14 protein-coding genes are annotated in these 15,657 nt (G+C 47.0%); 4 read left to right on the plus strand and 10 right to left on the minus strand.

All coding sequences use genetic code 11. The features are described from left to right. Positions 1-90 precede the first annotated feature (90 nt). The 3 genes from glgP to C1N53_RS12520 form a co-directional block, all read right to left on the minus strand. Positions 91-1,737, minus strand: coding sequence for an alpha-glucan family phosphorylase (gene glgP, locus C1N53_RS12510; RefSeq protein ID WP_137759635.1), 1,647 nt, complete (start codon positions 1,735-1,737; stop codon positions 91-93). A 421-nt stretch (positions 1,738-2,158) separates the two neighbouring features. Beyond that, positions 2,159-2,908: a metallophosphoesterase gene (locus C1N53_RS12515; protein ID WP_137759636.1), complete on the minus strand. Its 750-nt coding sequence runs from the start codon at positions 2,906-2,908 to the stop codon at positions 2,159-2,161. An 8-nt stretch (positions 2,909-2,916) separates the two neighbouring features. Then, positions 2,917-3,672: a nucleotidyltransferase gene (locus C1N53_RS12520; RefSeq protein ID WP_137759637.1), complete on the minus strand. Its 756-nt coding sequence runs from the start codon at positions 3,670-3,672 to the stop codon at positions 2,917-2,919. Positions 3,673-4,208: 536 nt separating this feature from the next. Between C1N53_RS12520 and C1N53_RS12525 the strand changes: the two genes are divergently transcribed. Both C1N53_RS12525 and C1N53_RS12530 read left to right on the plus strand, forming a co-directional pair. Beyond that, positions 4,209-5,018, plus strand: coding sequence for a hypothetical protein (locus C1N53_RS12525; protein ID WP_137759638.1), 810 nt, complete (start codon positions 4,209-4,211; stop codon positions 5,016-5,018). Between the two features lie 123 nt (positions 5,019-5,141). Then, on the plus strand, positions 5,142-5,999 hold the full coding sequence (locus C1N53_RS12530; RefSeq protein WP_137759639.1) for a M28 family peptidase: 858 nt from the start codon (positions 5,142-5,144) through the stop codon (positions 5,997-5,999). Here C1N53_RS12530 and C1N53_RS12535 read toward each other — a convergent pair. Next, the gene (locus tag C1N53_RS12535) at positions 5,986-7,119 is read right to left on the minus strand and encodes an alanine racemase (RefSeq protein WP_137759640.1); all 1,134 of its coding nucleotides are present in this window, start codon (positions 7,117-7,119) and stop codon (positions 5,986-5,988) included. The two genes, C1N53_RS12530 and C1N53_RS12535, sit on opposite strands and share 14 nt — an antisense overlap. Positions 7,120-7,308: 189 nt before the next feature. Between C1N53_RS12535 and hemN the strand changes: the two genes are divergently transcribed. Then, positions 7,309-8,685, plus strand: coding sequence for an oxygen-independent coproporphyrinogen III oxidase (gene hemN / locus C1N53_RS12540; RefSeq protein WP_137761492.1), 1,377 nt, complete (start codon positions 7,309-7,311; stop codon positions 8,683-8,685). A 99-nt stretch (positions 8,686-8,784) separates the two neighbouring features. Here hemN and C1N53_RS12545 read toward each other — a convergent pair whose 3' ends face one another. Beyond that, a complete protein-coding gene (locus C1N53_RS12545; RefSeq protein ID WP_137759641.1) occupies positions 8,785-9,270 on the minus strand; it encodes a peroxiredoxin in 486 nt (161 codons plus the stop codon). Positions 9,271-9,549: 279 nt separating this feature from the next. Between C1N53_RS12545 and C1N53_RS12550 the strand changes: the two genes are divergently transcribed. Next, positions 9,550-10,743, plus strand: coding sequence for a hypothetical protein (locus C1N53_RS12550; protein ID WP_137759642.1), 1,194 nt, complete (start codon positions 9,550-9,552; stop codon positions 10,741-10,743). Here C1N53_RS12550 and C1N53_RS12555 read toward each other — a convergent pair. The 5 genes from C1N53_RS12555 to C1N53_RS12575 all read right to left on the minus strand — a co-directional run bounded on the left by C1N53_RS12555 (position 10,740) and on the right by C1N53_RS12575 (position 15,602). Beyond that, complete coding sequence (locus tag C1N53_RS12555) at positions 10,740-11,426, minus strand: DUF2461 domain-containing protein (RefSeq protein ID WP_137759643.1); 687 nt, start codon at positions 11,424-11,426, stop codon at positions 10,740-10,742. The genes C1N53_RS12550 and C1N53_RS12555 overlap by 4 nt on opposite strands. A gap of 154 nt (positions 11,427-11,580) precedes the next feature. Next, entirely contained in the window at positions 11,581-13,347 is a 1,767-nt protein-coding gene (locus C1N53_RS12560) for a lysophospholipid acyltransferase family protein (protein ID WP_137759644.1), read from the minus strand. Positions 13,348-13,484: 137 nt separating this feature from the next. Continuing rightward, positions 13,485-14,075 carry a TIGR04282 family arsenosugar biosynthesis glycosyltransferase gene (locus tag C1N53_RS12565; protein WP_137759645.1) on the minus strand — a complete coding sequence of 197 codons (591 nt, stop codon included), beginning with the start codon at positions 14,073-14,075 and terminating at the stop codon, positions 13,485-13,487. A 117-nt stretch (positions 14,076-14,192) separates the two neighbouring features. Beyond that, positions 14,193-15,263 (minus strand): arsenosugar biosynthesis radical SAM (seleno)protein ArsS, encoded by a 1,071-nt coding sequence (gene arsS / locus C1N53_RS12570; RefSeq protein ID WP_137759646.1) that lies wholly within the window; start codon positions 15,261-15,263, stop codon positions 14,193-14,195. 3 nt (positions 15,264-15,266) lie between these two features. Then, positions 15,267-15,602, minus strand: a complete 336-nt coding sequence (locus C1N53_RS12575; RefSeq protein WP_137761493.1) for an arsenosugar biosynthesis-associated peroxidase-like protein — start codon at positions 15,600-15,602, stop codon at positions 15,267-15,269. Between the last annotated feature and the right edge of the window lie 55 nt (positions 15,603-15,657).

A 15,657-nucleotide genomic window follows, 5' to 3' on the forward strand; every position in this document is an offset into this window, starting at 1 on the left:
CGCAACTAGTGCACTTCCCGTTTATCAGATTAACGCTTTCTCATGAAGCCTGAAAGAAGCAACAAGCCAACATGCCTGTTTTATAAAACACTAGTACAGCAACTGATAGTATTCATGTGCCATACGGTCTGCACCAAACTTAGGAACTACATCCCGCATACTGTTTTTTACAATGCTCAGCCATCTTTCCCGGTTGTGGTAGTAGGTTGGCACTATTTCCTCCTCCAGTATACGCATCAGGTTCTGGTAATCTGTTTCATCCTGCCGGTCAATAGACCAGTTTGTATCTACAATAGGCAGCACAAAGGCATTTTCTCCGTGGCGGGCAAACTCAGGCAGCCACCCATCCTGCACCGAAAAGTTTACAGCGCCGTTCATAGCAGCTGTCATACCGCTGGTTCCGGAGGCTTCTCTTGGCCTGCGAGGTGTGTTCAGCCACACATCCGCACCTTGCTTCAGCTTTCTCGATAGCTCAATTTCATAGCCCGTCAGCACAGCAAAGTTATTTCGCTTGTACGCCAGGTTTACCAGTTTATCGAATACGGCAATAGCACCGGAATCGAACGGGTAAGGCTTTCCGGCCCAAATCATCTGCACCGGAAAATCTTTGTTATTGATCAGGTTCAGGAATCGTTCAAAATCCCGCACAATCAGGTCGGCACGTTTATAGGCTGCAAACCGTCTGGCCCAGACAATGGTGAGCACATCCGGACTGAAAAGTTTACCTGTCTGGTCGGCTACTACTTCGAAAAGCTGCTTCTTCATTTCTGCTTTTCTGGCTACCAAAGCCCGGTCGTTATTCTGCTCCATGGCCTTGCGCAGTGGCACATCCATCCAGAAAGGCACATTCTGGGCATTGGTAATTGCTTTAATCTCGCAAACATTATCGTTTTCGTACCACATGCCGCGCGCCACCTCCCCATGCAGCTGCGAAACACCATTGGCGATTTTAGAGATTCTGAGCGCTGCCAAAGTATGGCTGAACATGTGTCCGTGCATGCCCGTCATCTGCCGCACTTCTTCCAACGGCACATTGTTAAAGAAGCTCATATTGTGCAGATGGTGAATTTCATGTTCTTCGTTACCGGCTTTTTCGGGCGTATGCGTTGTAAACACCATGCGTTTACGCACATCGTTCATATTACCAAACACTTTGTACAGATGAAAAGCCAGTGGCAAAGCATGCCCTTCGTTCATGTGGTATATATCGGCACCACCCAGCGCATCTACTACTTTTGCACCTCCAATGCCCAGTACAATACTCTGTGCAATACGGGCATTAGGTTCTCCATCATAAAGCCTGAAGGTAATCGTGCGGGCCAGATAATCATTTTCCGGAATGTCGGTTGTTAAGAAGTAGATAGGCACCGTTCCGAATATTTCAGGCTTCAGCACCATGGCCTTCACTTTAACAGTGTGCTTATTCACATCCACACTTACAGTAATGCCTGTATCTTCCAGGTAGGAATAATATTTCTTCTGAAACTGCACCCGCATCGTCTGGTCGTCGTTACGCAGTTGGTCGTAATAACCAAACTTCCACAGAATGCCGATGCCAATCATGTTTTGCCGGAGATCGAAGGCACTCCGCATATGAGAGCCAGCCAGAAAGCCGAGTCCGCCGGAATAGGTTTTAAGAGCCTGGTGAATGCCAAACTCCATGCTGAAGTATGCTACACGCTTATTGTATTTTTCGTTTATATCATATGGATGGTACCATCTGTCGTATTTTGCCATAAACAGTAATTTGGTTAGAAATTAACTAAACAAGTTATAGAACCCCACTGGCCCTACGATATATTAGATGAAGACTTTTAACCCTTCCACTTTCCTTTAAGCCTTACAAGCCACTGCCGTACCCTTTAAACATATTTGGTTTACAGCATGTTAATCTGAATTACCTTTTAAACTTAAAAGAAGACGCAAGGTTATATTTATCTATGGCTTTTTTTAAATGAAGATTATGATACAGGTATTGTCTTTAGACAATCTCCGCTATCGCACCGGCTTACTGGTTTAAATATATAAAATTTTAAATGTAAAAAGCAGCAGCTTTTCTGTCTCCTGCTACTTTTCATCATCAAAAACAGGTATATAAAAAAAGCGAAAGCTGGGCAGGGTATCCTGGCCAGCTTTCGCTTTAACAAGCCTCTACAGGCTATACTTCCAGTATATAATACGGGTGCTTATACCCTGCTTTTTGCAGAATAGGCTTAGACACATTAAATACCTTAACTCCTCTGGAAGTTTCACCTTCCAAGGTTCCGATATGGGCATGGCCATGAAAAGCAGCCACTACCTGCCTGCGGTTAAGAGGTTCTGCCAATCTCGAAGATCCGAGAAACGGGAAAATCGCCTCAGGCTCACCTACTACAGTTGCCTGTATAGGGGCATAATGCATTACAACTACCTTTTTCAGGTCCTCATACTCCCCGTCGAGCCGTGCCAGGGCCGCATCCAGCTTTAAGGCTTCGTCTACAGCTTCCTGCACAAAACGCTTCATCATCTTTTCGCCGAACATACCCAGCATGCCCTTGTCGAACCCGCCACCAAATCCTTTTATACCTGCAAAACCCACACCTTCCAGCACCACACTTTCTCCATCCAGCATGTGCACTTCTTTTCGTAGAAGCACAGACCGAATCTCATCCTGCTGATCACGCTCATAGTCGTGGTTACCGAGTACACCCACCACCGGAATTGTGCATGCCTTCAGTTCCTTTGCCAGTATCTCCGCCTCCGCTACACGGCCAGTATCTGTTAAATCGCCGCACAGAAGCAGTACATCCGCGTTATCCGATACCTCCTCAAAAAATTCAATCCAGTTTCCTTTGTCTGTTTCGCGTACATGTATATCGCCCACGGCAGCAATGCGTGTTTTCTGTTTTGTTTTATCAGGATTAGCCATAATATGTTTTATACTGTTCGGATAGTTATTGCTTTATACTCCCAGTCGGTAACATCGGTTCCGTATTGCGTCTGGTCTATCAGGGGGCCACGACAAATTTTTTCGGTTGGAGGGGGCATGTCGTATGTTTCACGCGCTCTCTTCATCAGCTCATCAAACAGCCACCGGGGTATAATGTCTCTTTCCGAAGGATACACAAACTGGAACGAAAGCAACTGAGCCATCAACAATTGCCAGTGCTGCTCCAGGCTCGACCAGATCAGCTTCCAATCCAGTTTATCACCATACTTTAACAACGTATGGTTAATGTCTGAGCCATCGTACCGTTCCCGGTTCTGCACATAAATTTTACAGCGGATAAGGTCTTCCGGCGATATAAACTTCAGTTTCAGATCAAAGAGCTCACTTTCTGCGGCCCGTTCGTACCAGCCATCATCAACCGGAATCTGGTTACTGGGGTTACTGAAAATAAAATCAACGAAATGCTCCTCTTTTCTGGCTTTTGCCAACCATCTGGCATCCACCAGTTCTGTATCGTAGCCTTTATCAGAAAGCAGTTTCAAAATGCTCGGGCAATCGCCTGATTTACAAAATATATCCAGGTCTTTTGTATCTCTCTCTATGCCTGTATAGAGTTTGAGGGCAAAACCGCCTCCTACTAAAAAAGGAATTTCGGCTTTTAAAAGTAAAGTCAGGGCACTTTTGTAAAACTTGTGGGCCTTCGCTTTGTCTTTATCGTCTTTGGGTTTGTTTTCTTCTGCCATACCACTTCTTATTCAATCTTGGGATGTATGTTATAGTGTAAGCAAAGCAGTTTTCTGCTTTGCTCATGTTTGTACTATCTAATTAGGAACCAGAAAGTAGAAACTTTTACTTATTCAGCCTGTAAATTGTTTTGTCTTCCTGTATTTGAAGTAAAAAAGGTTTTGCAGCGGAGCTAAAACCCTTAATAAGGCACTTCAGGAATTGAAAATTTTAAAGATTTGAAGGAAAAGCCACCCACGCTCTGTCAGTTGCTCCTATTTGATAACAGAAAAACAGATACAACCGCCGGCCATATAAATAACGTTCCAAAACAAGCTGCCGATTATATTCCCGAACCTGACCATATATCACAGCCTGCATGATATTAGCTATACTTTCACTACCCTGACATAAGCTTTATACATGCATCTTCTCAGGTAAAAGAGACTACGCTTGTGCAGGCCGAAAAAATACTGGAGAAGCAGGTCGGCCAGTAAAAGATAAACCTGCTATGCTGCTCATCGTTAATGTATAAGAACCAAATACTATTAAACCGATGAACAGAGATCAATATAACAGGCATAACGAACAAGACAGGCGTAACAGAGAGAACCGTTTCCGGAACGAAGAAGGCAGAGAAGGCAACCGCTTCGGTGACCATGAAGGACGCTCTAACCATTGGGGCAACGATGCTAACGGAAATAACAACCGGAATGTAAGCAACCAGGATGTATACGGCACTTACAGCACCTCCAGGAACTATGGCAACATGGGTAGCTATGGCGGTGCACAGGGCTTCGGGAGCACCAGGGCCGGGTATGAATCGCAAAGGCATTACGACTCCGACACCAATTACAATTTCGACAGCGGCCACGGTTCGCCGGACGAAGCACGCAACAGAGGCTATAGCCCGAGTGGCTACAGAGCCTACCGCAACGACTCCGATTACAACCACCGCGACAGCAACTATGGCAGAGGCAGAGGCAGAGGCCAAAACTCAGATGACCTTTACGGCTCCGACCTCTCCAGAAGGTTTGAAGGCAGAAACCAGGACCGCTACAACTATAACTTCGACCAGGACGATTATCGCTCTTCAAGCTATAGTGGCAACAGCGGCTATATGGGCAGTTGCTACAACCGCCAGCCTCAGCGCGGAGACTATGGCTCCACAGACGGAAACTACGGTTCCTTAGGCTCTATCCGGAACAGAGACCAGAACAGGTACAGCAGTTCCCAGGATCAGAACAGCAGAAGATCAGACCGCAACGATGAAAGAAGCTACCGCAACCGTGACAATGCCGGTGACCAACGTCATTACGACAGCGAGTACATAGATCGTGACAGAAGGAACTTCTTCAAGTATTAATACTAGGGCAAGACTATACTAAACCAACAGAGGCGCAGTAGTTACTGCGCCTCTGTTGGTTTAGTATAGTCTTGCATAACCTCATTGGATAAGCTGCTTATCCGCACTAAATCCAACATTCCTATGAAAGCAAGCGCCGACAGACTGTACAAGGATGTGGCTGCTCTTACGAGTATAGAGCCTGCCCGACATTACCAGAACTATGAATCGCTGGAAAAGGCTACAAGCTATATTACAGAACAACTGCAACAGCTTGGGCTAACGGTAACCGAGCAACCTTTCAAAGTTGATGGCCATACGTACAAAAATATCAGCGCCCTGCTTCCGGGTGCCGGAGAAGCGAGAGTGGTAGTTGGCGCCCATTATGACGTATGCGGCGACCAGCCGGGAGCTGACGATAACGCCAGTGGAATAGCCGGGTTGCTGGAAACGGCGCGTTTGCTTACAACTTTACCAGCACTGCCATACCCGATAGAACTGGTTGCCTTTTGCCTGGAGGAGCCTCCTTTTTTTGCTACAGAAAATATGGGTAGTGCTGTTCATGCCAAATCCCTGCACCAGGCAGGCACCCGCGTAAAATCGATGATCTGCTACGAAATGATTGGCTATTTTTCTGATGTTCCCGGTTCACAGCGCTTCCCCGATGAAACACTGAAACAATATTACCCGCATGAAGGCAACTTTATAGCAGTAGTGGGCAATGCCGGGCAACAGGAATTTACGCAACGTTTTCAAAAGCTGATGCAGCCACACGCTGCTATTGATGTGCAGGCTGTAAACCTACCGCAGGCCTACGGACTGGTAGGCTTATCTGACCACCGCAATTACTGGAAGTATGGCATTGAGGCTATCATGATCAACGACTCCTCTTTTCTCCGAAACCCCAATTACCACCAGAAAACAGATACAATTGATACGCTGGATTTTAAAAGAATGGCTGAAGTGGTAACAGGTACAACAAGGGCACTTACACAATTATAAGCTGCTTTGCACGATCTGCCACAGATAAACCGGACAGATGCTCTAGCCATTCCCCTTCCAGGGTCAGGTAAGCACGCATGGCATCCGCTGTCAGGCAGGAATGTACAGGTAGCACATACATCAGGTCGCCGATATCATATCTTTCAAACATCTCGCTGCTAACTCTTACGGTGCCGTGCTCCTGCGATAGCGCCACTACTTCTGCTCCCTCTATGGGCGCAGACCATCCGTTACGATTTTTATCGACTACACGCCCGAATATAAAGGTGCCGTTTTCCGTCAGCAGCGAATCTTTCGAAAAGTGTACACTACCTCCGTATATGATAAATTCGTTCCTGTCGGGGTGCTTCGCCACAATAGGGCAGGCCATGCACACGGCTATCTGCTCATACGAGCAGGAGCCAATGCGCTGCTGGGTAAGGTCGTAGAATACAAAATTGCCGGGCCTGATCTCATCAACGCCCTCCATGTTCTCCAGAACACTACAGGATGGCGTATCACCGATAGAAAGCTTCAGATCTGGATACTGTTTTATATAACGCCCCCGCAGCGATTGCAGCAGGAACACACTTGTTTTATGGATAGTACGAATTGCCCCCACTGTTGACTGCTTATAGGTATGGCCATCGTGTACCACAAAGCCCCCAAAAGTCATGTATTTACCGCTATCGATGCTGCCGATAATCTGATCCAGTTCCGGGTGGTCGTGAGGCGACAGGCCGGTTCTGCGGTACCCCGCATCAATCTTAAGCCATAGCTTTACCGGGTAGTGCAGCCTGTTAGCCAGCAGTTCTACCGTTTCGGGGTTTACCACCACTAAATGAAGCGTAATTTTTGCTGCCAACTCATTTATCAGGTCTATCTCCAGCACATTGGCCGGGAAAGCGACCATAATGTCTTTCCAGCCGTGGCTGGCAAAGTAGCGGGCCATCTGCAACGACGATACCGTAATAGAAGTAACGCCGAATGCTTTAAACCACTCTCCTACCTGTGCCGACTGATGCGTTTTGAAGTGAGGCCGTAATACTACCTGATTGCGTTTCGCTTTTGCCACCATTCGTTCTATATTCAACAGGCACTTTTTCTTATCCAACACTAACGTGGGTGCAGTAATTCTCATAGTTAAACAGCTTCTTTTAACTCCTTTATCTTCAAAGTTACTATTCTTCCGGCAAAGAACCATACAGCAGTAAGACGAAGCGCATTTTTATTGATGACGAATATCATTTCCCTTGCCCCCCTTCCTGGCGACCTTTGCAGAGAAAGGTAAACAGCCTCTATGAAAACAAACCACTTAGCAAGATTGTATATGTTCAGGTCTGATAACGCTGCTTCTAACTGCTTACTCGAGAAATACGATGTTCCGTCGCCCCGCTATACCAGCTACCCTACAGTTCCGTTTTGGGACAACAGAGAGCTAGAGCAGGAGCGTTGGCTGCAGCACGTAAAACAGGCATTTCATAAAACCAACACGTCCGAAGGAATCAGTCTGTACCTGCACCTGCCCTTCTGCGAGCAGCTTTGTACTTACTGCGGGTGCAACAAACGCATTACGGTAAATCATAAAGTAGAAGAACCTTACCTGGAGGCCCTGCTGCAGGAGTGGCAGCAATACCTGGCTGTGTTCGAGGAGAAGCCCCGTATTACAGAACTACACCTGGGAGGCGGCACCCCCACTTTCTTTAGCGCAGCAAATCTGAAATACCTGTTGGAAAAGCTTTTAAAGGATGCTGAAGTACCCGCAAACGCTCAGTTCAGCGTTGAGGTGCATCCTAACTATACCACAGTAGAGCAGCTCCAGGTGCTTTACGAGGCAGGCTTCAGAAGGCTTAGCGTAGGGGTGCAGGATTTCGATCTGAGGGTACAATTCGTGATTAACCGCATTCAGACGTTCGAACAAACAAAAGAAGTTTTTGATATAGCGCGTGCTATTGGTTATACTTCCATTAACGCAGATATCATTTACGGACTCCCGCTGCAGACCACCGATAGCATACAGCATACCATCGCCTGTGTAAAAGAGCTTAGGCCAGAAAGAATTGCGTTTTACAGCTACGCACACGTGCCCTGGAAAAGTAAGTCGCAACGCCGCTATTCCGATGCCGATTTACCGGCCCCTTTCTTAAAGCGTGCGCTTTACGAGTTCGGAAGAAACCTGCTCCAAGAGGCCGGATACGTAGAAGTAGGCCTGGACCACTTTTCTCTTCCGGAAGACGAATTGTACATGGCGGCACAGCACGGCTCTCTGCACCGCAATTTTATGGGCTATACCTCTCACCATACGGAATTATTGATTGGCCTGGGTGCCTCCAGCATTTCCGATACCGGTACCGCATTTATGCAGAACCAGAAGGAGGTAGAAGCATACGAAGAGGCTGTTCAGCGAGGAAAACTGCCTCTTATGAAAGGGCATGAACTAACATCGGAAGATATATTATTGCGGCGGCACATCAAGAACCTGATGTGTCAGTTCAGCACCAGTTGGGAAGCAGACGAACTGCCATACCTGGTTGATGCGCTGGTTCGCCTGCAGCCTTTAGCAGAAGATAAGCTGGTTGATTACAGCACCCAACATATAGAAGTTTTACCAACAGGCAAGCCTTTTGTGCGCAACATCGCCATGTGCCTGGATGCCCGCTTATGGGATAGCCAGCCCACTACACCGGTCTTCAGTCGCTCTGTATAGCACCACTTGCGGCACCTTTGTAAACTTATAAGAAAGCCCTCCGTTTTAGCGCGGAGGGCTTTCTTATAAGTTTAAATATAAATTCTGTTTCTGCAGCCACTAAACCGGCTGCATTTCTTCTTCACGTAGCAATTGCAGCATTTCCAGCGCTTTGTCAACGTGCTCAACAGGGTTATTCATAGAGTCGTAGATATAGCGCACAATGCCTTGCTTATCGATGATATAAGTTACACGACCCGGCAATAACAGCATGTTGCGCTTAACACCATACAACTTACGGATACTACCTCCTTTATCACTTAACAAGGTAAAAGGCAGGTGATACACCCGCTCAAAACGCTTGTGCGACTCAAAACTGTCAGAGCTGATACCTATCACTTCGGCTCCCTGCTCTTTAAAAGCATCATACTGATCCCGGAACTTACAGGCCTGCTTGGTGCAGCCGCTTGTGTTATCTTTCGGGTAAAAGTACAATACCACATTCTTCTCTTTCAACACGTCATAAAGTCGGAAAAAGCCACCATTACAACGCTGCAATTCAAAATCCGGTGCTTTATCTCCAATCTGTACTGTCTCTCTGCTCATGAAATTAGTATGGCAATTTATACAATCTTAGAACAATAATGGGCTCAAAATGTTCCATTTATAAAACGGGTGCAAAGCTATAACATAGTTTTGAGAATTCTCGCTTTTCAGCATAACTTATTCTAAAAAAGCATGCTGGCTGCTGCTTTTCCGTCAGGCAACCACCTTAAATTTGCTTCTACTGCTTCTTAACGGCTTTAGCGCCCACTGAATGAGCGTGATACATTGTAAATAGCTGATATTTACTTTATACTTGCAGGCTCATGCTTTTCCCTCTATATGATCAAGGCTTCAGGTATATCGTACGCGCTCTTGGGTTTGTCTGCCTGTGCGTATGTTGCTTTAGCCTACTTCATCCCGAAAGGAAACTTTACCCAACTACTGCTGCTGTATACCCTGCTTTTTGCATGCTATGTGTACATCATCAACCAGAAAATAGCTACCAGGCACGGCATAGTAGCTGCCATTCTACTCAGGCTGCTATTCCTGTTCGCAACACCAGCATTCATCCACCGCTTTGAGTTTCCGGATCATCACAGCCTGTATCCTCCCCTGGCACAAGCCATAGGATGGCTGGCAACCAGAACCACAGCGTATACACCGGCCGGTGATATCATATTGATGCGTATAGTTGTGCTGCTGGCTGAGACTGGTAGTATATGGCTATTGCTTCGGCTGGTGCGCAAAACGGCTCTTTCCGATAAGCATGTGTTTCTGTATGCCCTGAACCCGCTCGTGATCCTGGAACTGGCAGGCAATCTGCACCTGGAGGCGCTGATGATCTTTTTTCTCCTGCTCACGCTGTACCTGCTCACGTACCAGCGGTGCCTGGCAGCAGGTATAAGCTTTGGCGCGGCAGTGGCTACAAAATTTCTGCCGCTGCTGCTCCTGCCTTTTATCCTGAGCCGGATAGGGACAAGGAACTTCCTGTTGTTTTCAGTTGCTCTGCTGGGATCGCTACTCCTCTTCTTTTCTCCCCTACTATTGCAGCACTCTTTACAGGATCTCTTGTCGGGTTGGCGGTTTTATTTGCAGGCACCGGCGTTCAATGCCAGTTTTTATTACCTGCTCCGGTGGATGTTAAAGCTGTTTACAGATGCAGGCCATGTACAGGCGGTGGGGCCAATTCTTGCCTTCATTAGCTTCGTAAGTATACTCTCGCTGGCTAAAGTAAAAAAACTGAGCTCCGTTAGAAGAATGGTGGGATATATGGCTGCAGCTGTTACCATTTACCTGTTGCTGTCTTCTGCCGTACAGCCCTGGCATATTACCCCACTTATAGCCCTTACCGCTATAAGCCACTTCCGGTATGCCGTGGTTTGGTCGGGCCTGATTATACTTGCCTACGCAGCACCTGGCAGGCACGAAGATATTACATTGGTTATAGTAGAATATGCCCTGGTGTTTTTGTGGTTATTCGTGGAACTGTACCTGTACCGCCGGCATCAGTGGCATCACAACCTCAAAGATTAGTCTTCTGCCCCCAGGTCACGAAGCGGAGCCATCAGGAAATCGTTGAAAGGTTTTAATTCCTGCATGGCCTCCAGCACAACAGCTAAGAAGTTGCTGCTAAGCACTACCTTATCTGAAACAGGCATAATGGCATTCCAGCTTTTAAAGCGCAGGTACTCTATTGCCGGATTATCTTTATCATAGCCTTTCGGAGTAGTTTTTAACTGATCGCCTGAAATCGAGCCAAAGCGATCTTTGAAAGCCGGTGCTTCTATAATATTCCTGAACTCGTCTAAACTATAGTCTATTTCCTGCCGCACTGCCTTGAGCTGCTCGGCGGGCGGCATCCATAAACCGCCTGCCACAAATGAATTGTTGTTGCCGGCCAGGTGCAGATAATAGCCAGGGTTAATGGATTTACGCCCCCCTTCAGCTATATATGCTCCGAAATGATCTTTGTAAGGCCGCTTATCGCTGGAGAAGCGTACATCGCGGTAAATCCGGAATACCAGGTCTTTTCCCTGTTGCCCGTAAGCAATGGGCTCAAAAGCCTGCATTTGTTTCAGCAGCTCGTCCAGGAACTGTATATAGTTTTTGCGGGCTGCGTCGTAGCGGTTTTTGTTTTCCTGAAACCACTCCCGGGTATTGTTCTGAGAAAGATCGGCCAGAAAGGCAAGCGTATTTTTATCTATCGTAGATGCCATAGTTGCTGTTGATACGGAGCAATACCAATAAAGATATAAGGCTGAAAACCGAAAACCTTTACACGGCAGCGGCTCATCTGAGTTATTGCTTACTCAAATGTAAAACCTTTTCTCAACATCACGAAATCATATCAGGCAAGGGCAAAGCTGCTGTTTACGCTTCCCCCTTTTGCTCCGTGGCATACCTTTCCAGCATCCTGGAAGTAGTGGCAGGAAGCGTAGACACATCCATCACCATAAAACCATCCAGCGAGTTTGAGAACTTCGGATCGATGTTAAAGCTTATGATGCGGGCGTTCTGCTTCAGGTATTTCTTTAACAGCACTGGTAATGTGGCATGTGCCGGATCAATGTCTGCAATCAGCTTTTCGAGCGTTTCTATAGAAGATACCTGGTTCTTAACTACCTGCTCATACTGCTCTTTTGAGAACCTGTAGCGGAACTGCTTTCTGGCCCGCACATGCTTAGCCAGCTCCAGGTCATAAAAATGAGTAGTTATAAAATCAACCATCAGCATTTTAGAGGCACTTGAGAACAGGTTACTGATACTTACCGGCCCGATCAGGTAGCGATAGCTTTGCTTCTTTTCCAGGAATGCAGAGATGCCTTTCCAGAGCAGCAATAAAGGCAGTGGCTGCCGCTGGTATTCCTGTCGCACAAAAGAGCGGCCTAACTCCAGCGAAACTTTAAGGGTGGGAGCCATTTTTCCGCTCATCTTAAAGAGGGAGTGCAGGTAAAAGCCTTTCTTACCATACTTTTTGTAGATACTATTGCCTTTGCCCAGGCGATAGGCCCCTACGAGTAACTGCGCTTTTCTGTCGTAGATGAAAAGGTGGTGGTAGTATTCGTCGTACTTATCCAAGTCGATGGCTTTGTTAGTGCCTTCTCCCACTGCCCTGAAAGTTATTTCACGTAACCGGCCTATTTCCCGCACCACATGCGGCACCGCCTCCTGCTTGGCCAGGTATACCTCCAGGTGGTTGTATTTCACTAACAGGGCAGATTTATCCAGTGCATCCAGCTCCCGGGCAATAACAGCCGCAGGCGTTTCAGCTATAACAGCTTCTGGGGCAGCATATTTTTTGAGCCGTTGCAGCACAGGCAGTTGCTCCTGCTGAAAGGAAGTACCGAGCATGTAGGTTTTTGCCCGCACATAACGCAGCAGCTCCTGCTCCGGGAAGGCATGCAGCTCGTTGTAAGAAATAGGCTTGCCAATTCTTACCTTTACCGTTTTCCCCTGCTTGTTTATTAACTGCGCCGGCAGCTGAGCTGTCCGCAGCAAAGGGTGCAGCAAGCCCAGCACATTAAACGCAAGGCTGTTGCCACCGCTAAAGTAGATAGGCAGCACAGGCACCTTCGCCCTGTGAATGAGGCGCTCAATGGAAGAATGCCATTCAGGGTCAGCTACAGAAGAAGAACTGAACTTAAAACTGGCAACCTCCCCAGCCGGGAAAACACCAATCGGCATATCGTTGTGCAGTTGCTTGAGCGACTCTCGCAAACCGGCCACACTGCCTTTGTTCTGTTCCCGGAACGGGTTTACAGGAATCAGCAGCTCCTGCAGGTTTGGCACGCGCATCAGCAGCTGATTGGCCATCATTTTAAAGTCTGGGCGTGCTTTCGCCAGCAGGCTCATCATAATAAGCCCATCCAGGGCACCATACGGATGATTGGCCACGGCAATAAAAGCACCTTGCTGTGGTATGTTTTTCAGGTCGTGCGGATGAATATCAATTTTTATATCCAGCTCTTTTAACACCCCGTCTATAAAAGCAACACCATCCAGTGTATGAATGGTATCGTAGAGCATGTTCAGATCCTTAATCTTCAGAATCTGCATTAAAACGGAAGAAAGAAAATGAAATTTGACTTTATCGAGTGCGGCAGCCGCTGAAAACTGCTGTTTCGTAATTATCTCCATACTCAGCCGGGTACTTTAGGAATGCTTTTATCTAAAGCAAAAGTATAAAGCTGATGTTACCTGCGCGTTACTGGCTTATTATCAAATTATAAACTAATCCGCCTAAGCTACACAACACCTCCCCGGAACAGAGTTTTTTACAGGAGAAAACCGGCCGGAAGATCTTCTGCATGGTCGATATCAGAAAGCGTAGGTAAAAGAAAACAGCTTAGGTTATGCTGATGCACATCCTGCAAGGTATCGGGAAAAACATATTCGGTACTCCAGCGTTTGTCCTGGAAAAGGTATGGGTATAGCTTATTCATTCCCAGCAAATAATACCCGCCGTCTTCAGCCGGACCTATTACTACATCATGTGTTTGCAGTTGGTTAAAAGCCTCTTCTATAACAGCTTGGGAAAGTTGCAGACAATCGCTACCAATTATCATAACGGAAGTATAACCTTCTTTGAAAGCAGCAGCAAAAGCTCCCTGCATTTTCTCTCCCAGATCGCCATCCGGTTGTACCTGTTTCTGGTAAATATCCTTTTCCCACAGGTCCTCCTCTTCTACCCGTTCCGCATAATACACCAGCTTATCCACCGCCAGATTTCTGGTAATGTTACGGGTATGCTGCAACAAACGGATATACACATCCAATGCCTGTTTTTCCCCAATAGATGCGGCCAGACGTGTTTTCACCTTTCCTAGTTCAGGGTTTCGTACAAAAAGCATCAATAAACGGGACATGCTGAAGTTTTAAAAGGGTGGAGAATGAGAAAGTTACTGCTAAAAGGTACAACCGTTCATTAACAATCAGTTGATTGGGATGAAACCCCAAAGCAAGCATTCCTAATTTACAAGTTATTATATAGCCACTACTTCTCCTCCGCAGCTGGAGCCGGCACCGGCGGTACAGCCATAGCAATGCTGGTTCAGAACAATAGAACGGTTGTCCAGAGCTGCAAGATTAAAATCCTGAATATGTGCAGGTGCATCTCCGGCTACTTTCAGCTCCAGCATCTGGTTAAAATCGCAGTCGTAGAGGTAACCATCCCAGCCTACAGAAATAGTATTGCGGCACATTACATTGGCAGCAGCAGCCGGATTAAAAGCATTAATCAGCTTTTCCATATAGCTACTGTAATTGCCGCTGGCTATCAGGTAATCGAGGTAGCGGCTCACAGGCAGGTTGGTAATGCAGTAAAGGTTATTAAACTCAATATTATACCCGCTGCGTAACCTGCGCTTAAACTCTCCTTCCAGCGCTTTCTGCCCGCTCGGCAAAAAAGCACCCGAAGGGTTATACACCAGGTCCAGTTGCAAACCAGATCCCTCTTTGCCGTAACCTGCTTCGTTGAGCATCTGCAGTGCCTTCACAGATTTTTCGAATACACCCTCTCCCCTTTGCGCATCGGTTCGGGAAGCAGAGAAATAAGGCAAAGAAGACACTACCTGTACTTTATGCTTCTTAAAAAACAAAGGCAGGTCGTGGTACTTTTTATTTGCCAGTATGATGGTGAGGTTACAACGCACGATCACCTGTTTCCCCAGCTTCGACAGCTCTTCCACAAACCACCTGAAGTTCGGATTCATCTCAGGTGCTCCGCCTGTCAAATCCACTGTGTTAACCTGGGGAGAAGCAACCAGTGCATCAAGGCAAAACTGCATTGTATCGCGGGTCATAATCTCTTTGCGGTCCGGACCTGCATCTACGTGGCAGTGCTTGCATACCTGGTTGCACATTTTACCCACATTCACCTGCAGAATAGTGGTGCCCGTTGGTTTTAAGGGGTATAAATTATTCTGTTGCAGCTTTTCTGTAAACAGAGGGAATTGCTCCCCCTGCACCGTTGGTTGTTGTAATACCTGTAACTGAAAAAAAGAACTCGACAGCTCGTGCTGCTGCCCTTGTAAAGATTTTACGGGTGACGGCATAGGCTACATGGTTAACTCTTTGATCTTGTTCATCATCTGCACCCCGTGCACCAGGGCTGCCCCACCTTTAATGGCCGCCGCCACATGCACTGCTTCCATCATCTGGTTTTCATCGGCTCCTTTCTGCAGGCAGTCGGTGCTGTAGGCGTCTATACAATAAGGGCATTGCACGGCGTGTGCCACAGCTAAGGCAATCAAAGACTTCTCACGCTCGGTAAGCGCGCCCTCTTTAAATACTTCGCCATAATAGTCGAAGAACTTGCGGCCAAGTTCAGGCTGTAATTCCGTAATGTTGCCAAATTTGGCTAAGTCGGCAGGGTTATAATAGGTGTTTTCCATGATGTGAATTTTATAGCAGTAAAACTTAATCTGATCCGGAAGTGCTTCTTTGGCC

The sequence above is a fragment of the Pontibacter sp. SGAir0037 genome, from assembly GCF_005491705.1.
Classification (GTDB): domain Bacteria; phylum Bacteroidota; class Bacteroidia; order Cytophagales; family Hymenobacteraceae; genus Pontibacter.